General features: G+C 53.0%; 20 protein-coding genes. 11 read left to right on the top strand and 9 right to left on the bottom strand.

All coding sequences use genetic code 11. The features are described from left to right. The first annotated feature begins 2 nt into the window (after positions 1–2). Both NST29_RS13705 and NST29_RS13700 read left to right on the top strand, forming a co-directional pair. Positions 3–1,064: an ABC transporter ATP-binding protein gene (locus NST29_RS13705; protein ID WP_033843305.1), complete on the top strand. Its 1,062-nt coding sequence runs from the start codon at positions 3–5 to the stop codon at positions 1,062–1,064. Beyond that, complete coding sequence (locus tag NST29_RS13700; protein WP_033843306.1) at positions 1,057–1,992, top strand: ATP-binding cassette domain-containing protein; 936 nt, start codon at positions 1,057–1,059, stop codon at positions 1,990–1,992. The genes NST29_RS13705 and NST29_RS13700 overlap by 8 nt, the downstream gene beginning before the upstream one ends. Before the next feature lie 98 nt (positions 1,993–2,090). On the opposite strand, the gene NST29_RS13695 is transcribed toward NST29_RS13700, so the two are convergent. After that, positions 2,091–2,273, bottom strand: a complete 183-nt coding sequence (locus tag NST29_RS13695; protein ID WP_033843307.1) for a hypothetical protein — start codon at positions 2,271–2,273, stop codon at positions 2,091–2,093. Between the two features lie 298 nt (positions 2,274–2,571). On the opposite strand from NST29_RS13695, the gene spxA reads away from it, so the two are divergent. Then, a complete protein-coding gene (gene spxA, locus NST29_RS13690) occupies positions 2,572–2,970 on the top strand; it encodes a transcriptional regulator SpxA (RefSeq protein ID WP_033843308.1) in 399 nt (132 codons plus the stop codon). A gap of 343 nt (positions 2,971–3,313) precedes the next feature. On the opposite strand, the gene NST29_RS13685 is transcribed toward spxA, so the two are convergent. Continuing rightward, a complete protein-coding gene (locus NST29_RS13685; RefSeq protein ID WP_033843309.1) occupies positions 3,314–3,973 on the bottom strand; it encodes a TerC family protein in 660 nt (219 codons plus the stop codon). Positions 3,974–4,181: 208 nt separating this feature from the next. Here NST29_RS13685 and mecA point away from each other — a divergent pair, with 208 nt between their 5' ends. The 4 genes from mecA to pepF all read left to right on the top strand — a co-directional run bounded on the left by mecA (position 4,182) and on the right by pepF (position 10,066). After that, a complete protein-coding gene (gene mecA / locus NST29_RS13680; RefSeq protein ID WP_033018849.1) occupies positions 4,182–4,862 on the top strand; it encodes an adaptor protein MecA in 681 nt (226 codons plus the stop codon). Between the two features lie 126 nt (positions 4,863–4,988). After that, positions 4,989–6,497, top strand: a complete 1,509-nt coding sequence (cls, locus tag NST29_RS13675) for a cardiolipin synthase (protein ID WP_033843310.1) — start codon at positions 4,989–4,991, stop codon at positions 6,495–6,497. 421 nt (positions 6,498–6,918) lie between these two features. Beyond that, the gene (locus tag NST29_RS13670; protein ID WP_033844813.1) at positions 6,919–8,208 is read left to right on the top strand and encodes a competence protein CoiA family protein; all 1,290 of its coding nucleotides are present in this window, start codon (positions 6,919–6,921) and stop codon (positions 8,206–8,208) included. Between the two features lie 37 nt (positions 8,209–8,245). Then, a complete protein-coding gene (gene pepF, locus NST29_RS13665; RefSeq protein WP_033843311.1) occupies positions 8,246–10,066 on the top strand; it encodes an oligoendopeptidase F in 1,821 nt (606 codons plus the stop codon). An 11-nt stretch (positions 10,067–10,077) separates the two neighbouring features. Here the strand turns inward: pepF and NST29_RS13660 are convergent, their stop codons facing one another. From NST29_RS13660 to NST29_RS13640, 5 genes are all read right to left on the bottom strand, one after another. Further along, a complete protein-coding gene (locus NST29_RS13660) occupies positions 10,078–10,275 on the bottom strand; it encodes a hypothetical protein (protein WP_033843312.1) in 198 nt (65 codons plus the stop codon). A gap of 459 nt (positions 10,276–10,734) precedes the next feature. Continuing rightward, on the bottom strand, positions 10,735–11,625 hold the full coding sequence (gene spxH / locus NST29_RS13655) for a ClpXP adapter protein SpxH (protein WP_033843313.1): 891 nt from the start codon (positions 11,623–11,625) through the stop codon (positions 10,735–10,737). Then, the gene (locus NST29_RS13650; protein ID WP_033018842.1) at positions 11,618–12,031 is read right to left on the bottom strand and encodes a globin; all 414 of its coding nucleotides are present in this window, start codon (positions 12,029–12,031) and stop codon (positions 11,618–11,620) included. Before NST29_RS13650 ends, spxH begins: the two co-directional genes overlap by 8 nt. A gap of 98 nt (positions 12,032–12,129) precedes the next feature. Then, positions 12,130–12,726, bottom strand: coding sequence for a lytic transglycosylase domain-containing protein (locus NST29_RS13645; protein WP_033843314.1), 597 nt, complete (start codon positions 12,724–12,726; stop codon positions 12,130–12,132). Continuing rightward, complete coding sequence (locus NST29_RS13640; RefSeq protein ID WP_033843315.1) at positions 12,723–13,313, bottom strand: CYTH domain-containing protein; 591 nt, start codon at positions 13,311–13,313, stop codon at positions 12,723–12,725. Before NST29_RS13640 ends, NST29_RS13645 begins: the two co-directional genes overlap by 4 nt. A 136-nt stretch (positions 13,314–13,449) precedes the next feature. Here NST29_RS13640 and NST29_RS13635 point away from each other — a divergent pair, with 136 nt between their 5' ends. The 4 genes from NST29_RS13635 (at position 13,450) to NST29_RS13620 (ending at position 16,887) form a co-directional block, all read left to right on the top strand. Further along, a complete protein-coding gene (locus NST29_RS13635) occupies positions 13,450–13,839 on the top strand; it encodes a hypothetical protein (RefSeq protein ID WP_033843316.1) in 390 nt (129 codons plus the stop codon). 364 nt (positions 13,840–14,203) lie between these two features. Next, positions 14,204–14,842 carry a GTP pyrophosphokinase family protein gene (locus NST29_RS13630; protein ID WP_033018860.1) on the top strand — a complete coding sequence of 213 codons (639 nt, stop codon included), beginning with the start codon at positions 14,204–14,206 and terminating at the stop codon, positions 14,840–14,842. Then, positions 14,839–15,654: an NAD kinase gene (locus NST29_RS13625; protein ID WP_033018836.1), complete on the top strand. Its 816-nt coding sequence runs from the start codon at positions 14,839–14,841 to the stop codon at positions 15,652–15,654. Before NST29_RS13630 ends, NST29_RS13625 begins: the two co-directional genes overlap by 4 nt. A gap of 333 nt (positions 15,655–15,987) precedes the next feature. Then, a complete protein-coding gene (locus NST29_RS13620; RefSeq protein ID WP_033843317.1) occupies positions 15,988–16,887 on the top strand; it encodes an RluA family pseudouridine synthase in 900 nt (299 codons plus the stop codon). Between the two features lie 14 nt (positions 16,888–16,901). On the opposite strand, the gene prpE is transcribed toward NST29_RS13620, so the two are convergent. Continuing rightward, positions 16,902–17,639 carry a bis(5'-nucleosyl)-tetraphosphatase PrpE gene (gene prpE / locus NST29_RS13615; protein WP_033018833.1) on the bottom strand — a complete coding sequence of 246 codons (738 nt, stop codon included), beginning with the start codon at positions 17,637–17,639 and terminating at the stop codon, positions 16,902–16,904. A 368-nt stretch (positions 17,640–18,007) separates the two neighbouring features. Then, positions 18,008–19,183 (bottom strand): FtsW/RodA/SpoVE family cell cycle protein, encoded by a 1,176-nt coding sequence (locus NST29_RS13610; protein ID WP_033018830.1) that lies wholly within the window; start codon positions 19,181–19,183, stop codon positions 18,008–18,010. Positions 19,184–19,717: the final 534 nt, after the last annotated feature.

The following is a 19,717-nucleotide window of genomic DNA, read 5'->3' as shown; positions in this document are numbered from 1 at the left end:
CGATGGAGAAAATTTTGCAGGTAAACGATTTGCATGTTTCTTTCGACATCCACGCCGGCGAAGTGCAAGCCGTCCGCGGGGTCACCTTCGACTTGTATAAAGGGGAAACGTTGGCGATTGTCGGCGAGTCGGGGTCTGGGAAATCAGTGACGTCCAAAGCGCTCATGCGCCTGTTGCCAACGCCGCCGAGCCGAATCAAGCAAGGGGAAATTTTATTTGAAGGGAAAGACTTGACGAAGCTGTCTGAGAAAGACATGCAATCGATTCGCGGTGCGAAAATTTCGATGATTTTCCAAGATCCGATGACGTCGCTCAATCCGACGATGACGATCGGAAAGCAAATTATGGAAGCGGTTTTAAAGCACCAAAAGCTGTCAAAAGACGAAGCGCGCAAACGGGCGATCGAACTGTTGCAGCTGGTCGGCATTAAAAACGCCGAGCTGCGCATAAAGCAATACCCGCACCAATTTTCCGGCGGGATGCGCCAGCGCGTGGTGATCGCCATCGCCTTGGCGTGCAATCCGAAAATTTTGATTGCCGATGAACCGACGACCGCGCTGGATGTGACGATTCAGGCACAAATTTTGGAGCTGATGAAAGACATTCAGAAAAAACTTGGCATGTCGATTATTTTCATCACCCACGATTTAGGGGTCGTCGCCAACATGGCCGATCGCGTTGCGGTCATGTACGCGGGCAAAATCGTGGAAATCGGCACGGTCGACGAAATTTTTTATAATCCGAAACACCCGTACACATGGGGACTGCTCGCCTCGATGCCGAGCCTTGACCATAAAGATACGGAGCTGTATTCGATCCCGGGTTCGCCGCCCGATTTGTTAAATCCGCCCAAAGGCGATGCGTTCGCGCCCCGCAATCCGTACGCGCTCAAAATTGACTATGAGCTCGAGCCGCCGATGTTCCAAGTGTCCGATACGCACTATGCGGCGACATGGCTATTGCATGAGATGGCGCCGAACGTCGAGCCGCCGGCGATCGTGCGCGAGCGGATGAAACGGTTCACCGAGATCGTCGCTCGGAAAGGAGGAACCCCGCGTGGCTAGACAAAAGCTGTTGGAAGTGAAAAATTTAAAGCAATATTTCCCGGCTGGCCGCGGTGAAGTCGTCAAAGCGGTCGACGGCGTGACATTCGATATTTACAAAGGCGAAACGTTCGGGTTGGTCGGCGAGTCAGGCTGCGGCAAGTCGACGACCGGGCGGACGATCATCCGGCTGTATGAGGCGACGGAAGGGGAAGTGCTGTTTAACGGCGTCAATGTGCACGGCAAGAAATCCAAAAAAGAGCTCAAAGAGTTAAACCGGAAAATGCAAATGATTTTCCAAGACCCGTACGCCTCGCTCAATCCGCGGATGACGGTCGCCGATATTATCGCCGAAGGCATTGACATTCACGGACTGGCGAAAACGAAAGAAGAGCGAATGCAGCGCGTCTATGAGCTGCTGGAGACGGTCGGTTTAAACCGCGAGCACGCGAGCCGCTACCCGCACGAGTTTTCCGGCGGTCAACGCCAGCGGATCGGCATCGCCCGGGCGCTGGCCGTCGAACCGGAGTTCATCATCGCCGATGAGCCGATTTCCGCGCTTGACGTCTCGATCCAGGCGCAAGTCGTGAACTTATTGAAGCGGCTGCAGCGCGAAAAAGGGTTGACGTATTTGTTTATCGCCCATGACTTGTCGATGGTCAAATACATCAGCGACCGGATCGGGGTCATGTATTTCGGCAAAATGGTCGAACTGGCCGAATCAGAAGAGCTGTACCGCAACCCGATCCATCCGTACACCAAGGCGCTGCTTTCCGCCATTCCGCTTCCGGATCCGGAAACGGAGCGAACGCGCCGGCGGATCGTTTATGATCCGTCTCAGCATGGCTACAAAGACGGTGAAGAGCTCGAATTTCGCGAAATTACACCGGGGCATTTTGTGCTTTGCTCCGAAGAAGAATACAAACGATACCGGGCGATGTACGCCTAAACGGTCGCCCGGCAGGCGAGCGCCAAAAAAGCGCCGTCTCTGCGCCGCAAGGAAAGCGGTGGGAGACGGCGCATGTGCGCGCGCTACCTCGAGAACAGTTATTTTTTCCCGCCGACAGCGTTCCAGCCTTGCTGAATGTGACGGGAGGCCTCAATGTGTGCCCTTTTTTTGTTTCGACCAAACAAACGCTCTCCCATCGTACGGCTGATGTTTCCCATCAATGCGGTGCCCCCGACGATCAGCGCCGCCACGATGACAAAATCGAGGAAATAGCCGGCCATTCGTTTTTCCTCCCTTTTCCTCTTCTTCTTTCATTGTAGACGATTTTTAGAGCGCTGGAAAGTAGAACGAAAGAAAATTCCATGGTTGATGGAAAAACTATATCTTTCTTTGTGGATTTATTGTATAATATATCATGTTAAAGTCATTTCAATTTGCAAGCGATTGGCAAACCTGCTGACGGCCGCATCGGCGGGTGTAGGCCGTACCGCTATGCCATCGAATGCTTCGCATGATGCCTGTCCTCGCGTAAAGCGGACAGATGGAGCAAGGGATTCCTTGTGAAAAGGAGTGATCAAAGTGGTCAAGCTATACACATCACCGAGCTGCACATCGTGCCGGAAGGCGAAGGCGTGGCTCGAGAAGCATGAGATTCCATATGTCGAACGCAATATTTTCTCCGAGCCGCTAACGGTTGAGGAGATTAAGGAAATTTTGCGGATGACGGAAACGGGGACGGATGAAATCATTTCGACTCGTTCAAAAGTGTTCCAAAAGTTGAACATTAATTTGGAAACTTTGCCGCTTCAAGATTTATATGAGCTCATTCAAAAAAATCCGGGCATTTTGCGCCGACCGATCATCATTGACGAAAAGCGGCTGCAAGTCGGTTACAATGAAGATGAAATCCGCCGCTTTCTGCCGCGCAAAGTGCGCGCGTATCAGCTGCGTGAAGCACAGCGGCTCGTCAACGGCTGATAAAAAACTTCTACATGGTTCGCCATGTAGAAGTTTTTTATCATAATCTGTTCCGTGAACATGTCGCACTGGCGCCTGCTTCTTCCCCTTGGGGTGAATGGCAGATTGTGGCCCATGCAACTTTCGTGAACATACGCATCGGTGAGCGATCGTTTTCGTCCTCCTAGGTGAAGTCGCTGCCCATGGAACTTTCGTGCCTGTACGCCTTGGCGAACGATGATTTTCATCCTCGGGTGAAGGGCAAGGCATTGCCCGTGGATCGTTTTGTGAAAATCACGCGCCGGCAAGCGGTCAGTTTCCTTCCTAGCTGGAGGGCAAGGGATTGCCCATGGAGCGTTTCGGGTTATGCGGCGCGCGATCGATGGTTGGCCGCAAAGCCAAGCAAAACGGCAAGAACGGCCGCGGAAAGCGGGAAGAGGAGTTCCCAGCGCGGGTCATAAAACGGGCGCAGCCGTTCTTCGGCGGCGATCATTTTTCCGGCTGTATATGCGAGCAAGGCGCCGCCGACATAAATGAGAAACGGGAACCTCTCCAAGGCATAAAGGATGAGTTTGCTGCCTACAATGATGATAGGAACCGAGCAGAGAAAGCCGAAGATGACAAGCCCGATATGACCTTGGGCAGCCCCGGCGATAGCGATGACGTTGTCAAGGCCCATGGCCACGTCAGCGGCAACGATGGTTCGAACGGCCTTCCAGAGAGAGGGTTCGGCTTTGATGACAGCCGATGTTTCTTCTTTTTTCCCAATCAGCTTGAGCGCGATCCAAAAGAGAACGATGCCGCCCGCCAGCTGCAAGAACGGCACGGTCAACAGCCAAACAACGGCTGCGGTCAAGACAATGCGAACAGCGATGGCGAGAGCGGTGCCGAGAATAATGGCGGCGTTGCGTTTTCGTTCCGGCAAGTTGCGGCTCGCCAAGGCGATCACAACAGCGTTATCCCCACCGAGAATGACATCAATGCCGATAATGAGCAAAATCGAAACGATATATTCGTCCATCATCGCGTCCCTCATTCCGTCCGTGTTCATCATCATTATAGTAGGACATGGCCGGTTTCATAACCAATTTTTAAAAACGCGTTTTTTTATTTCCCTTCCTCTGTTTTTTATCATAAAATAAAAGTACAAGATATGCAGTTTGGCATAGTCTTCGGGGGTTTGGATCCCTTCCCTTTTTATTTCTCTTGTGTAGAAGGGAGAGTTGAGAAAAATGGAAATGGAACGTATTAACGAACATACCGTGAAATTTTATATTTCTTACGTTGATATAGAAGAGCGCGGCTTTGACCGTGAGGAAATTTGGTACAATCGCGAACGGAGCGAAGAATTGTTTTGGGAAATGATGGATGAAGTCCATGGGGAAAGCGACTTTTCGCTCGAGGGCCCGCTTTGGATTCAAGTGCAGGCATTGGAAAAAGGGCTGGAAGTGGTGGTGACGAAAGCGCAGCTGTCCAAGGATGGAAGCAAGCTGGAGTTGCCGCTTCCGGAAGAAAAATGGCGCGAGTTTACGCTGTCCGCTGATGAGAAAATGGAATCGCTGTTCGGCCATCATTTCCATTTCGGGGCCAAGGCGGCTCTGGAAGATGGCGGTGAACAAGATGTCCTGCAATTTATCCTTTCCTTCAATGATTTTGAGGATATCCTTTCGCTGGCGTACCGCGCTGACTTTTCTGGATTGTCGAACCGTTTGTTCCAATTTGAGGGGCGGTACTACTTGTTTGTCGAATTTGGCGACCATTACTCTGAACACGAAGTCGACAATGTGCTCAGCCTTCTGCTGGAATACGGAAGCGACTCGCAGCTGACGATTTACCGCCTTGAAGAGTATGGAACAGAAATCATGGGCGATAATGCGCTCGAAACGTTGAAAACGTATTTTCCTGCTCGATAAGGTTCTTTCGCCGATTTCGCGCCAGAAATCGGCGTTTTCTGCGTCAATGGCCAAAGTCAGCCCGCGGGGCGGGGAAACAAAGAGAAATTAGGCGGCTGCTTATGAAAAGCAGGTGGGGGGGTCTTTTTGAGAAATTCATCTAGAGTCGCCATTCTTGTTGTCGTTGTCGGTGCGCTGCTGACCTTGACACACGGATTTTGGGAAGGAAAGCTGCTCGGTATTTTCAGCGTGCTCATCTCTTGTTCGGTTGTCTTTATTGCGTTTGTCATTTCGTTGGAAAATCGCCAGCCGGCGCAAACGATCGCTTGGCTTGCCGTGCTGGGCAGCTTCCCGCTCGTCGGCTTTTTGTTTTATCTTTTGTTTGGGCGCAACTATTGGCAGCAGCGCCGTTTCAAGAGAAAAGCAGACTTTGATGAAGCGGTGCTGCTTCGGTTTCAAGAGCCGTCGCCGTTTGCCATCGAGCGGCTGCCGATGGCGTCTCATCAGCAGCCGTTGTTGCGCTTGGCCTATCGCATCGGTCAGCACCCGGTTTCGCTCGCATCGCAAACCGCGGTGCTGACCAATGGGGACGAGACGTTTGCCGCCATTTTTGCGGAGCTGGAAAAAGCGTCTCATCATATCCATTTGGAGTATTATATCGTCCGGCATGATGAGATCGGTCAACAATTGCAGCGATTGTTGATTAAAAAGGCTCGCCAAGGGGTGCGAATCCGCTTTTTATACGATGCGGTCGGAAGCTGGAAATTATCTAGCGACTATATTGAGGAGCTGCGCGCCGCCGGTGTCGAGATGATCCCGTTTTCCCCCGTGCGCCTGCCGTTTTTGAGCAATCAAATCAACTTTCGCAACCATCGCAAGATTATCGTCATCGACGGAAGCGTCGGATTTGTCGGCGGGCTGAACATCGGGGATGAATATTTGGGGAAGAACGAATATTTCGGGTTTTGGCGCGATACGCATTTAGTCATCCGCGGGGAGGCTGTCCGAACGCTGCAGTTGATCTTTTGGCAAGATTGGTATTATATGACGGGCGAGCGGCTGTTGACGCCAGACTACTTGTCACCGCCGTTGATCGACGAAGAAGGGCAAGGCGGGGTGCAGCTGATTGCCGGCGGTCCCGATCAGAAGTGGGAGGTCATCAAGCAGCTGTATTTTGCCATGATCACTTCCGCCAAGCAGTCGATTTGGGTGGCTTCGCCGTATTTTGTGCCGGATGAAGACATTTTAACAGCGCTGAAAGTGGCGGCGTTGAGCGGCATTGATGTTCGCCTCTTGGCGCCGAAGCGGCCGGATAAAAAGATCGTTTTTTACGCCTCGCGCTCCTATTTTCCTGAGCTGTTGGAAGCGGGGGTGAAAATTTATGAGTATGAAAAAGGATTTTTGCACAGCAAAGTCATTGTCGTTGACGGTGAGCTCGCGTCGATCGGCACCGCGAACATGGATATGCGCAGCTTTCATTTAAATTTTGAAGTGAACGCGTTTTTGTATTATACTGACAGCATTCAAAAGCTCGTCCAAGATTTTCTGGAAGACTTCCGCCATGCGACCGTGCTCGATTATGAACAGTTTCAGCGGCGCCCGTTTCGCGTTCGCCTTGCTGAATCGGTGTCTCGGCTGTTGTCTCCGCTCTTGTAACGTGCCGTAAGGAAAACCTGCTCATTCGGGCAGGTTTTTTGCTGCGCTATGGCAGGAAAAAGGATAGGGGCTGGCGAATACAAAACACGTAAACCAGCAACCGTGAAAGGCATAATGACGTTTTCGGCATATCCGTTCGTTGCGTGGCACGGGAAGCTTGTCATTTTTCATCCGCAATGGAAGGGAACGAACCGTTGTCTTGACGGGAACGAGTGCTGTCCGTCGTGGTGTGTCGGATTGGCGTTCGCCCCCTGTCTAGAAGGCTTGGTGAAAAACGGCTGATTCCCTTCATCAATAGGAGAATGAGCGAAAAGCAGGACCGATGCAACGAGGCTTTTCTAGTTAAAAAATGACAGTGTAAAGCTGTATCCATGATGAAATCACCAGCCATCTAGTTTTGATGGACAAAGGAGTGATGCGGTTGTTCGTTGCTCTTTTAGCGGACGGAACAGTGTTGTCGCTTGTCGGAGCGGAACGGTGGAGCGAGGAGCGGCTGGCTGGTTGGAAGCGCCGCGCGCCGTTTTTTTGCCCTGCCTGCCGCCAGGAAGTCGTGCTGCGGTCCGGCCCCCGTCGCTTGCCGCATTTTGCTCATCGGAAAGGAACGGCTTGTCCGGCTGAGCATGAACCGGAATCGGAGCGGCACTTGATCGGAAAACGCGACTGGTTTGTATGGCTTACCACCCAAGGCATCGAAGCGAAGCTAGAACCGTATTTGCCTGCGATTCGCCAACGCCCCGATGTGCTGTTCCGCCATCAGTGGCATCTCTATGCCCTCGAGTATCAGTGCTCGACGATCGAGGAATCCGTGTTTTACGAGCGCAATGACGGTTATCGCCGCCTCGGCATTCGCCCGCTTTGGGTGTTGGGCGCTCATCATTTGCGGCGCTTGTCAACGCCGGCGGGAGATGTCGCGCTTTCCCGCTTTCAATGGCTGTTTGCTCATCGCTTTTCCTCCTCCTCTCTTCCTCATATATGGTACTACAGCACCGAAACGAAACGATTCATCCGTCTCGTCCGCCCCTTGCCATTGTCTGTCCGCCGCGCGTTGGCCACGATTGACTCTGTTCCGCTTTCCTCGCTCGATTTCACCGCTTTGACCGCCGCTTGCCATCCACCGCTTCCCCCGCTGTTTTGGGAGCAATGGCTCGAAAAGAAAAAACAGTGGCGCCGGACGTTTCCGCTTTACCCGAATCGGGCGACTCGCTTGATTTGTTCCGACTTTTACCAATTGGGGATCGTGCCGGCGCTGTTTCCGGTCGAAGCGGGCTGGCCGCTGCCGCGCGGCTATTTATGGGAGACGTCTCCGTTCATTTGGCAGACGTACATGCTGCTTCCATTTCTTCGCGCGCCGGGACAGACGATGACGATGGCCCAGCTCTTGCGCTGGATGGATGAAAAAATCCGCACCGGACGGCTTGTCCCCCGCCGCTTGCCGCTTGTCGGCCGCGACAACTACCGGCAGGCTGTCGCTGAGTATGTGCATTGGCTGCGGCTGCTCGGCTATCTTCAGCGCGAAGCTGGGGAACGGCTTCGCCTCGTCAAGCCGCTCACGTTTCCGGCCACCGTGGAAGACATGCTGCGGCAAGAGGGGAGACTTCTCGAAACGATCCGCGACACGCCGGCACTGGCGGCGTATTGGCGGGCGCTCGAGTTGGCGCCAAGCGGAAAACATGAGCAAAAAACAGGAAAAGAAACAAGAAATGGAGAATAATAATACATGTATCAATCATATGAAGGAGGACGATGACATGGTGGAGGAAAAAAAGACAAAGAAGTCGCTGCCGTCGCGCAGCGAGATTCCGATTGAAGAGACATGGAGGCTAGAAGACATTTTTCCAACTGATGAGGCGTGGGAGCAGGAGTTCCGTCAAGTGAAAGCCATGATCCCGAAGCTCGGGGAGTACAAAGGGCGGCTTGGCGAATCGCCGGAACTGCTGTATGAGGCGCTGCAATATCAAGACGAAGTATCGATGCGGCTTGGCAAGCTGTATACATACGCCCATATGCGCTATGATCAAGACACAACCAACTCCTTTTACCAAGGGCTTGACGCTCGGGCGAAAAGTTTATACAGCGAAGCGTCCAGCGCGATGGCGTTCATCGTTCCGGAAATTTTGGCCATCGATGAGGCGACGTTGCGCGCCTTTTTGGAACAGTACGAGCCGCTTCGATTGTATGCTCATGCCTTGGATGAGATTACGCGCCAACGCCCGCACGTTCTCTCGGCTGAGGAGGAGGCGCTGTTGGCGCAGGCGGCCGAGGTGATGCAGTCAGCGTCCAACACGTTCAGCGCGTTGAATAACGCCGATTTGACCTTTCCGGCCATCGTCGATGAAAACGGTGAGGAAGTGGAAGTCACGCACGGGCGTTTCATCCGCTTTTTGGAAAGCGCGGATCGCCGTGTTCGCCGCGATGCGTTTTACGCGGTGTACCAGACGTACGATCAATTCCAACACACCTTTGCCAATACGTTAGCCGGCGCGGTGAAAAAGGATAACTTTTTTGCTCGCGTCCGCCGCTATGAATCCGCCCGGCAGGCCGCGTTGGATGCGAACAACATTCCTGAGAGCGTATATGACAACTTGATCGCTACCATCCACGAGCATTTGCCGCTGCTGCATCGCTACGTGCGGCTGCGCAAACGAGCGCTCGGGCTCGATGAGCTGCACATGTACGACTTATATACGCCGCTAGTCAAAGAGGTAAAAATGGAAGTGACGTATGACGAAGCGAAGCAGTATATGCTGGAAGGGTTGGCGCCGCTCGGGGAGGAATACATCGCCATTGTCAAAGAAGGACTTGAGAATCGCTGGGTTGATGTCCGCGAAAACCGAGGAAAGCGGAGCGGGGCCTATTCCTCGGGAGCGTACGGCACACACCCGTACATTTTGCTCAACTGGCAGGACAACGTCAACAATTTGTTTACGCTCGTTCATGAGTTCGGCCATTCGGTTCACAGCTACTACACACGCCGAACGCAGCCGTATCCATACGCCCATTATTCGATTTTTGTCGCCGAAGTGGCGTCGACGTGCAACGAAGCGCTGTTGAATGATTATTTATTGAAAACGATCGATGATGACAAAAAGCGGCTGTATTTGCTCAACCATTACCTTGAAGGATTCCGCGGCACCGTCTTTCGGCAGACGATGTTCGCCGAGTTTGAGCATTTGATCCATTTGAAGGAGCAGCAAGGGGAGGCGCTGACGGCAGAGACGCTGACATCGCTGTACTATGACTTGAATCAAAAGTACTTCGGCAGCGACATGGTGGTCGACAAAGAAATCGGCTTGGAATGGGCGCGCATTCCGCATTTTTATTACAACTACTACGTGTATCAATATGCGACTGGTTTCAGCGCGGCGACGGCGCTTAGCCGGCAAATTCTTGAAGAGGGTGAACCGGCGGTGAAGCGGTACATCGACTTTTTAAAAGCGGGCAGCTCCGATTATCCGATTGAAGTGCTGAAAAAAGCCGGGGTGGATATGACGAGCGCCGAGCCGATCCGCCAAGCGTGCCAAGTGTTCGCCGAAAAACTGGAAGAATTCGAGCGGCTGCTTGGGAACTGAAACGAATGCGGCTACAGCCGCATTCGTTTCGATGGCAATCCCTTAAACTGATGACGGCGGTTCCAAGTCGATACGAGCCCAAGGAGACAGCAAAACAGCAGCGGCATTGTCGTCCAGAGCGGAATGAGCCGCATGAATCCGAGCAAGTTCAAGATGAATGCGACGATGACGGCCGCCGTCCAAAAGAAAAAAGCGATTCGCCCTTTCATGAAGACGCCCCCCTTGTTAGGCTGTCTTCCTTCATTATATGCTGTCCATCTATGTTGCAGGCCGGCGGATGAAAAAAGAGCGGCTTCGCTGATTTGAGTGGGGAAACGGGGCAGGCTGGTGAAAAACAACCGATTCGCTCGATTGGTGAGAAATCACAAGGAATGAAATGATGACATTGCAAGGTTTTCCGTTTGCGAAACATTGTTGGAGAGCAGTATTTCCCCTTCAATCACTGGCCTCGAAGCGAAGGAAGCGGCCGAAATTATGACAATCATGTGAACAAACGAGCAAAGGGGTTGTCAATCGATTCGTCCATTTGGTAAGATAAAAGCGTGAACGGAAGACAAAAACCTGATACCCCTTTGTTTGACCGTGAACAATTTCTCCCATCCCCTTTGTTGTCTTGACAACACAAAAGAGCCCGGCGAATGCCGGGCTCTTTTGTGTCATGGTTTGAGTTAAGGTTCGGACTCTTCGATATAACGCCAAAACGTTCCGTGCTTCACAGGCACCCGCTCGACTTTTTGCTTCAACTGCAGTTTTTTCATTTCCGTTTCCGCTTCTTGGATCGTCCAATTGTACACAACGGCAACTTCTTTTGTGGCGACGAATTTAAAATGACCTAAAAATGATTCCAGCGGAGGGGGAGGGGACGGCTCGGGATGGAAGCCGAGCATTTCGGCGATCAACTCGGCGTAAATCTCGTACGGGTAGCATCCGGAAATTTTAATGCCTTCATCCTCGATATTTTCATTAAACAAAACGAGCGTCGGGGTTTCTTCCACATCCATTTCCGACGTGATTTTTAAATCACATTGGAACGCTTTTGCCGCTCCGGGCGAGTGCATATCGCGCAAAAATTCATCGACGTCAAGCCCGGCTTCTGCCGCGCATTCGGCCAACACTTCCAAATCGGCGACGTTTTGCTTTTCAAGAAACAGCTGCTCTTGCAGTTTGCGCAAAAAGCGGAGACCGGCCCGTTTTCCTTGCATTTCCGCCGCTTTAATGGCGAGCGACGGGGCAAACGGGCTGGAAATCCGGTTTTCGAGCCACACGCTTCCATCACATGACATGCCAGATCGGTTCGCTATCCATTCCCACGCTTTTGCTAACGCTTCGGCCTTCGTCCCTTTCGCGCGCCATGTCGCCCATTTTCCGCTCAATATGTGCCGCAGTGTAAAAAAACGGCCGTATTCGATCGTCAGCTTTTTTACAATGGGCTCAAGCCCCCAGCATTCCGGGCATAAAGGATCGATAAAGAGATACAGCTCAAGCGGTTTCTTCGTGTTGCCTAGCGGCTGGGAATCGGCACAGGCCGGCGCCGTTTTCCCAGCGAACTTCTCATTCAAGGGAATGCTCCTTTCTGTCCTGAGAATCTGGAGTGTTGACCATATGATGGGCCGTGAGCACAAGCCGATGGTAGAACTGTTCGCGCGCTGGACCGGACAGGCCGATTTCATCCATCGCTGCCCGCATGCAAGCAAGCCACGCTTGTGCCCGCGTTGGCGTGATTTCAAAGCGGAGATGGCGCGCCCGCAACATCGGGTGGCCATGCTCCTCCGTATAAAGCGGTGGCCCGCCTAAGTATTGCGTTAAAAATTGTTTTTGCTTCCGGGCGGTTTCTGTCAAATCGTCAGGAAAGATCGGCTTTAAGTCCGGGTGCACAGCTACGCGCCGATAAAACGCTTCGACAAGCCTAGCGACCGTCTTCTCTCCACCAATCGCCTCATAAAGAGTTTGCCATTGCTCTCCCATCGCGGATGCTCCTTTTGCTTGAAGATCATACGTTGTCGCTTGATTGCTATTTTATCAGCAACGGCCGCCCAGCTCAAACAAAGCGACTTGACCGCCGTTTAGATGCGCCAGCGGTCGAGCACGCGTCTAACATACGCTTGTGTTTCGGCAAACGGCGGCACTCCGCCGTAACGATCGACGTTTCCGGGGCCGGCGTTGTACGCGGCTAAGGCGAGCGTGACATCACCGTTATATCGGTCGAGAAGCTGGCGCAAGTATTTCACTCCGCCGTCGATATTTTGCGCCGGATCAAGCGGATTCTCCACGCCCAGCATTTTGGCGGTGCTCGGCATCAGCTGCATCAATCCAAGCGCTCCCGCTCGACTTTTCGCGTCAGGACGAAAGCCGGACTCCTGGTGAATCACAGCGCGGATCAGATGTGGATCGACATCGTACTTTTCCGCGGCCGCCGCAATAAGCTGATCAATGGAAGATGCCCCGGAGAACGGGACCGTTTCCTTGTTCGGCGCGCTGGCATTGGCGCGCCCTGCATCCGGAGTCGAAAGCGTTTCCGCCGCCTCGGCTTGGTTTTTCATATATTCGGCCAAGAGGCTCGAAAACAGCGAAGGGACGGGCGACGAGAGGCTGGAACGATTAGGCGAAAACGAGGCGAGCGCCTGCCATTCCACAAGCAATTGCAACGGTGAAATCGTCATTCCTTTTCCCCCATTTCATCCTTTTGAGCATAAAAGCGGGCGATTTTGTTCGGCGCCGGACGGCGGGGAATGCCAAGCGCAGCGAGCAGGCGCAAAAACCGGTCCTCACCCGCCACGGCGTCATCGGTTTCATATTCGAGTTCATAATCTTCACAATGCAAGTAGCGGTTATGGTCAAGGCATAACGTACCGCCTTCGTATGGCCATTCGGCGCGATCGGTGACGAGGGAGCCGAAACAGCGCAAACGATGCGGATCGATGCCCAAATTTACTAGCAGCGATGCGATTCCGCCGCGCGGGGCGGCTCCGTTGAGAAGCGCGCTCGCTTCAGACGGCGTCAGCGGCTCGTGCGTTTCCAGCAGCGTCCCGTCCGTTTGCGTTTGTTTCAGCGTCAACATCAGGCGACCGTCTTTGGCGCGAATGCGCAGAGCCGCTCCTTGTTGTTTCAAAGCAAACGAAGGGGTGTCGAAGTAATAGTTTTCTTGGCGGCGGAAAGCGTCGTCATCCAAGCCGAAAGCGGCCCGGATGGCAGCGAACTCTTCCCGCGTCAGCAAGTTTTTCCATTCCCTCTCTACTTCTTGGTGCATCGTTGTTCTCCTTCTTCGGACATCGTCTCTTTCTATTATCGTTTGTTTTTCGCTGAATATCAATTATTTCGTTTGCAGAGGGTGAATATGGTAAAATAAAGGGCGGAGGTTTGGTTGAGGTGGAAGGAGAGAAAGCATGAACGAGAAAGTGACCGTTCATCACGCGGAGCGGAAAGCGGGGCGGCTCTGGCTGCGCGCTGATCTTCCCGTTTCGCTCGCCGATGTGGCCCCGAAGCGCCATATGCTCGTGGATTCCGACGGGTTGGCGTTTGTTTACCTTTTGGAAACGAATGACCGCTTTCTTTACGTCGCCATTCCCCGACAATGGTGGCGGGAATTGAAAGCGATGCTAGCCGCCAAGGAGCCCGTTTGGCTGCAAAGCGGAGAGGAAGCCGTCGAACTCGAACAGTTTGACGAGGAACTCGCTTATTTGCTCGATAACATTCGCGGCAATGCCAATTATGGGGAAGAGCTGGAACAGGCCGTGCAAGAGGTGTTTTTTACAGAAAAGATCCATGGACAGTGATCTGCCCTCGACCCGGGAATGAAAATCCGCGTCAGTTCGGCATTTTCATGGTAAGCGATGTAACATCGCCCCGGGGATGAAAGTGACCGCTTGCTGACAGGATTTTTTGTAGAGAAGTTCCATGGGCAGTGATCCGCCCTCCACCCGGGGATGAACATCGCGCGTCAGTTCGGGACTTTCACGGAAACGTTCCATGGGCGGCGTTTTATCCCTATCCGGGGATGAAAAATTCGCGTCAGTTCGGGATGTTTACCGAACAAGAAGTGCGGCTCTTCGTCTGGCTGGAAAAGAGGACGACAGCGGCGTTCCTTGTGGGTTGGCACCGAGCCGCGGGAAATGCAAACGTATAGAGGCAGGTGGTACGATGGTGAATCATTGGGATTTGTTTTTAGCCCCGTATAAGCAGGCTGTCGAGGAGCTGAAAGTGAAGCTGCGGGGCATTCGCGCCCAGTTTGAGATGATCGAGGCGCACTCGCCGATTGAATTTGTCACCGGGCGAGTGAAACCGATTGCCAGCATTTTGGATAAGGCGCAAAAGAAAAACATCCCGCTTGACCGTCTTGAAGAGGAGATGCAAGACATCGCAGGGCTGCGCATCATGTGCCAGTTTGTCGACGACATCAAGACGGTCGTTGAACTTTTGCGCCAACGAAACGATTTTACTATCGTTGAGGAGCGCGACTACATTACGCAGAAAAAGGAGAGCGGCTACCGTTCGTACCATATTGTCATCCGCTATCCGGTGCAGACGATCCGCGGTGAGAAACAGATTTTGGCGGAAATCCAAATTCGCACGCTGGCGATGAACTTTTGGGCGACGATTGAGCATTCGCTAAACTATAAATACAGCGGCCGTTTTCCGGAAGATATTAAAGCCCGGCTGCAGCGGGCCGCCGAGGCCGCTTACCGTCTGGATGAGGAAATGTCTAAAATCCGTTTTGAGATTCAAGAGGCGCAGGCGGCATTTTCCAGAAAACAAGAGGCAAAAGGAGAAGGACAATGACAAGAACGGACGCCCCGCTCGCGTTTGCCATTACGTCCAAAGGCGATGACGTCTCGAACGCCTTGGCGCAAAAGATGAAAACGTATTTGCTCGATTTTGATCTGCGCTGCGACGAAGAGGAGCCTGATTTGGTCATTTCCGTCGGCGGGGATGGAACGCTGCTGTATGCGTTCCACCGCTACTGCCATCGGTTGGATCAGACGGCGTTCGTCGGCGTTCATACAGGCCATCTCGGTTTTTACGCCGATTGGGTGCCCGAGGAGATCGAAAAGCTGGTCATCGCCATCGCTAAAACGCCGTATCAAGTCGTCGAGTATCCGCTCCTTGAAGTGACCGTGCGCCATATTAGTGGCGAGAAGGAAACGAAATACCTTGCTCTTAACGAATGCACGGTGAAATGCGTCAGCGGGACGCTCGTCATGGACGTTGAGATTCGCGGCGATTGGTTCGAACGGTTTCGCGGTGACGGGCTATGCATCTCCACGCCGACCGGCAGCACGGCTTATAACAAGGCGCTCGGCGGTGCCATTTTGCATCCGTCGCTTGAAGCGATTCAAGTGACGGAAATGGCGTCGATCAACAATCGCGTCTTTCGCACGATCGGCTCGCCGCTCGTGCTGCCGGCGCACCATACGTGCTTGCTCAAGCCGGTCAATCATGTCGATTTTCAAATTACCATCGACCATTTGTCGCTGTTGCACAAAGAAGTGAAATCGATTCAATGCCGGGTGGCGGATGAAAAAGTGCGTTTCGCCCGCTTTCGCCCGTTTCCGTTTTGGCGCCGGGTGCGCGACTCATTTATCACGGAGTAGAAACGTTTCTGTTCCTAGGAGGCTGGTGATTTCGTGCAAAATACTACTGCTTCCACCTATTTCTCAATTAGAGAAACCTCGTAGAAACAGGCTTCTTTTCTGAATGAAAGTGCGATCATTGGTGTGTGACAGCGGTTTTTCACCAGCCTTCTAGGCGGAGGGCGCGACTCCTTCACAACGGAGTCGAAGCCTTCAGCGTAAGGCTTAGGAAAGGGGCCAACCGCTGGCGTCGATTTGTAGCTTCAGCGTCACGTTGGCTGGGAAAGCCCAGCATTGATAACGGAGTTGAAAGCAAGCCATCTTCTGATTTTGGAAGCAGAAAGGTGACAAACTGTGCCGCCGTTGACGATGACGTTTTTGATCGATGAACAGCATGACGGAAAGCTGCTGCGTCAGTTTTTGCAAGAGAACCACATTTCGCGCACCGCGCTTACCGATATCAAATTTCACGGCGGGGCGCTGCTTGTGAACGGACAGCCGGTGACCGTCCGCCATGTGCTCCGCGCCGGCGAGAGGCTGTCCGTCGTTTTTCCGCTGGAGCGGACAAGCGATTGGATGGAGCCCGAGGCGATGCCGCTTGACATCGTGTATGAAGATGACTACGTCCTTGTCGTCAACAAGCCGCCCGGATTGGCGACGATTCCGTCGCGCCATCACCCAGGCGGGACGCTGGCGAACGGGATTCTTCACCACTATCGGCAGCAGCAGCTCGAGTCGACCGTTCATGTGGTGACGAGGCTTGATCGCGACACATCGGGGCTTGTGCTGGTGGCCAAACACCGCCATGTGCACCATTTGCTGTCGGCGCTGCAACAAAAAGGGCAAGTGACACGCACGTATGAGGCCATCTGCCATGGCGTCATCATCGAGGAAGAAGGGACGATTGACGCGCCGATCGGGCGGCGGAGCGACAGCATCATCGCCCGCGAAGTGCGGGAGGACGGGAAACGGGCCGTTACTCACTTTCGCGTGCTGCGGCGGCTCTTTGGCTATACACATGTTGCCCTTCGGCTTGAGACCGGGCGCACCCACCAAATCCGGGTTCATATGGCCTATCTTGGCCATCCGCTGGCCGGCGATGAGCTGTACGGCGGAAGTCGGGAAATGATCGGCCGCCAAGCGCTTCATAGCCGAGCGTTGTCGTTTGTTCATCCGCTCGAGGGAAAGCTGTATACGTTCGCCGCTCCGCTTCCCGATGATCTCGTTCGTCTGATCAAAGGCGCGGGCGGATGAACAAACGGGGGCTGTTACGAGAACGCCCGGAATTTCTCCGGCACGTACGGCATGGATGACGGCACAGAGACGGTATTCATTTCCGGATAACGAAACGCGGTCAACGCGCCGCCGAATACGCAGCCGGTATCGATGTTGACCGTTCGGCCGACAAAGCGCGGGACTGGAACGGGCGTGTGTCCATAAACGACCCAGGCATCGCCGCGGTATCGCTTGGCCCAGTCGCGGCGCACCGGTGTTCCGTCATCGTTCGTCTCGCCGGTGATGTCCCCGTAAAGGACAAACGTTTTCACTTTTTTGTCCAACCGGCCGATATGATCATGACGAATGCCGGCATGGGCGATGACAAGCCGCCCTTCGTCAAGCACGGCATAAAGCGGCGCCCCTTCATATAAGCGGATGAACGTGCGGCGAATTCTCTCTTGCTCGCTTGGCGGCAAGGCGCGGTATTCGGCGACCGTTGTTTCTAAACCGTGGGTGATTTGCACGTTTCGGCCCAGAAAAAAGCGGTACAGCTTGTTGCAATGATTGCCCGGCACATAATACGCAAGGTTTCGTTCCACAAGCGCTGAAACGACCTCGATCATTTTCAGCGACTCCGGCCCGCGGTCGGTTATATCGCCGACAAACCCTAGTTTTCGTCCGCCGGGATGAACCGGCACTCCCTCCTCCCATCGGTAGCCGAGTCGTTCGATGAGCGCTGCGAATTCACGAAAACAGCCATGAATGTCACCGATGATGTCCAGCATCATATGGGAAGGCCCCCTTTCGATGGATGATGGAGATAAAACTAGTATATCCGTTGTCGTCGGAAATCCTCGGACGGGGGATTGAAGGGTGCAAGCCGCTTATTCAGCTCGTTTTTCAAATAGAAAAGCCCTGTCGCATCAGCACCGGCCACCTAGGAGCTGGATTGGCCAAAACCGCGGCTAAGTTCAGAGGGGCGGTGATTTCGGACAAAATCCTGCGATTCGATCGATTGCTCAGTTAGAAAAGACCGACGAAATCAGCCTTCTTTTTTGGCGAAATGTCATGGATTTGCTCGTGGCAGTCGTTTTTCACCGGCCTTTCAGACGGACTTTGGATAAAACAAAACCGCCTGCCGAGCGGCGGCAAGCGGTTATTCCTCGCTTGCGAACATAAATTTTTTGGTTCGCGAATGGACGTTTAAGACGAGGCCGATCGCCAGCATATAAGTCGCCAGCGAGCTTCCCCCATAGCTGATAAACGGGAGCGGCAGCCCGGTGATCGGCAAAAGCCCGATCGTCATTCCAATGTTTTGAAATACTTGAAACGTAATCATGCCCGCTACGCCGGCGCATAAATAGCTGCCGTACAAATCGTTGCTTTCAAGCGCAATATGAACAAATCGATAGATAAGCAGGAAAAAGAGCGAGATGACAATGCTTGAGCCGACAAACCCAAATTGTTCAGCGATGACGCCGAAAATAAAGTCGGTATGCGCTTCCGGCAAATACACTTGCAAATGACCAAGCCCTTTTCCATACAGTTCTCCCGATCCAATCGCCATCAGCGAGCGAATGAGCTGAAATCCTTGGTCGGTCGAGTACTCATAAGGCGCAAGCCAACCGTAAAAGCGGTTGAGCTGATAGTCTTCCTCAATAATATAGCGATGGAAAAAATCAGGGAAATAGAAGTAAATGAATACGACAGACGCTACCACCGCCACACCGGAGAAGACGATGCCGAAAATGATGCGCCAGCGGATGCCGGAGACGAGCACCAACGTGCTAGTAATGGCGAGAAATACCATCGACATCCCCATGTCCGGCTGTTTGGCAAGCAAAAAGAGCGGCGGCAAAACCGCGGCGGCGATTTTGCCAAGCAACTTGAAGTCATCCTTGATCGTCGGTTCGGGATATTTTTCCCGATGGTTGACGATGATGCGGCCAAGGACGATGATCATAAAAATTTTCATCAGCTCGGATGGCTGAAAGTTTCCCCCTGGTAATCTGTACCAACTTGTTGCCCCCTTGATGGTCACCGATCCGGGAACGTTCAACTCCAAGCCAAGCAGCAGCAACATCCCGAAGCCATATAAATACCAGGCGATTTGAAACAATCGGTCGTAATCGATAATCATCGTCAAAGCGATCACCACGGCGCCAATGGCGTACCACTGCAGCTGTTTCGAAGCGAAATTGACGTTTTGCAGCTTTTCGGGCAGCATCGGTTCAGCGCTATGAATGGCGATGGCGCTGACAATGGCCAGTAAGAACAAAAGAAACAACAAATGGTAATCAAGTTTCGAACGGGATAAACGGTCATGATCCATGGAACGATCCTCTCCATATGAGCAAAATTTGCTAGAAAACTCTCCCCTCTCAAAAAACGGGCATGGTGATCGTCTAGAGAGAGGCAAAAGAGGGAAGCGTAAAAGGGTTTGAAGATGCCCGCTTCCCGTTGCCGATCTGCGAGGCGGGTGATTTCATCCTAGAAGACCGGTGATTTCGTGCAAAATACTGCTGAGTTTCACCCATTTCTCAATTAGAGAAACTTTGCAGAATCAACTTTCTTTTTTTGAATGAAAATGCCGTTGATTGGTGTGCGGCAGCGGTTTTTCACCAGCCTTCTAGATACGGCTTTGCCATGTCATTTCTCACCAGGAAAAACCTTTTTGCCTCGGTCTTGCTTTTCATGCGTTCCTCCCATTGATGAAGGGAATCAGGTGTTGTCACCAGTCTCTCGATCTGCCCCCCACACATGTCGGGTCCGCTTGGATGAAGGGAATCAATATTTTTTCGCGAGCCTCCCGCGCTCCGCCTCAACGGGAAGCAGGAGCGTAGGAAGGCAGGTACCATATACCATA

Origin of the sequence: Geobacillus sp. FSL W8-0026 (assembly GCF_037966255.1) — a bacterium.
Taxonomy (GTDB): Bacteria; Bacillota; Bacilli; order Bacillales; family Anoxybacillaceae; genus Geobacillus; species Geobacillus icigianus.
The sequence above is the reverse complement of the archived record's forward strand: the minus strand, read 5'-3'. Positions and strand labels throughout refer to the sequence as shown.

What these genes read in the sequence shown, in the direction of transcription:
- NST29_RS13650 (WP_033018842.1), bottom strand. Translation starts at nt 12,031, where the DNA reads ATGGGAGAGCAATGGCAAACTCTTTATGAGGCGATTGGTGGAGAGAAG.
- NST29_RS13610 (WP_033018830.1), bottom strand. Translation starts at nt 19,183, where the DNA reads ATGGATCATGACCGTTTATCCCGTTCGAAACTTGATTACCATTTGTTG.
- pepF (WP_033843311.1), top strand. Translation starts at nt 8,246, where the DNA reads ATGGTGGAGGAAAAAAAGACAAAGAAGTCGCTGCCGTCGCGCAGCGAG.
- NST29_RS13645 (WP_033843314.1), bottom strand. Translation starts at nt 12,726, where the DNA reads ATGACGATTTCACCGTTGCAATTGCTTGTGGAATGGCAGGCGCTCGCC.
- NST29_RS13635 (WP_033843316.1), top strand. Translation starts at nt 13,450, where the DNA reads ATGAACGAGAAAGTGACCGTTCATCACGCGGAGCGGAAAGCGGGGCGG.
- NST29_RS13705 (WP_033843305.1), top strand. Translation starts at nt 3, where the DNA reads ATGGAGAAAATTTTGCAGGTAAACGATTTGCATGTTTCTTTCGACATC.
- NST29_RS13640 (WP_033843315.1), bottom strand. Translation starts at nt 13,313, where the DNA reads ATGCACCAAGAAGTAGAGAGGGAATGGAAAAACTTGCTGACGCGGGAA.
- prpE (WP_033018833.1), bottom strand. Translation starts at nt 17,639, where the DNA reads ATGATGCTGGACATCATCGGTGACATTCATGGCTGTTTTCGTGAATTC.
- mecA (WP_033018849.1), top strand. Translation starts at nt 4,182, where the DNA reads ATGGAAATGGAACGTATTAACGAACATACCGTGAAATTTTATATTTCT.
- NST29_RS13685 (WP_033843309.1), bottom strand. Translation starts at nt 3,973, where the DNA reads ATGATGGACGAATATATCGTTTCGATTTTGCTCATTATCGGCATTGAT.
- NST29_RS13660 (WP_033843312.1), bottom strand. Translation starts at nt 10,275, where the DNA reads ATGAAAGGGCGAATCGCTTTTTTCTTTTGGACGGCGGCCGTCATCGTC.
- NST29_RS13695 (WP_033843307.1), bottom strand. Translation starts at nt 2,273, where the DNA reads ATGGCCGGCTATTTCCTCGATTTTGTCATCGTGGCGGCGCTGATCGTC.
- NST29_RS13630 (WP_033018860.1), top strand. Translation starts at nt 14,204, where the DNA reads ATGGTGAATCATTGGGATTTGTTTTTAGCCCCGTATAAGCAGGCTGTC.
- NST29_RS13625 (WP_033018836.1), top strand. Translation starts at nt 14,839, where the DNA reads ATGACAAGAACGGACGCCCCGCTCGCGTTTGCCATTACGTCCAAAGGC.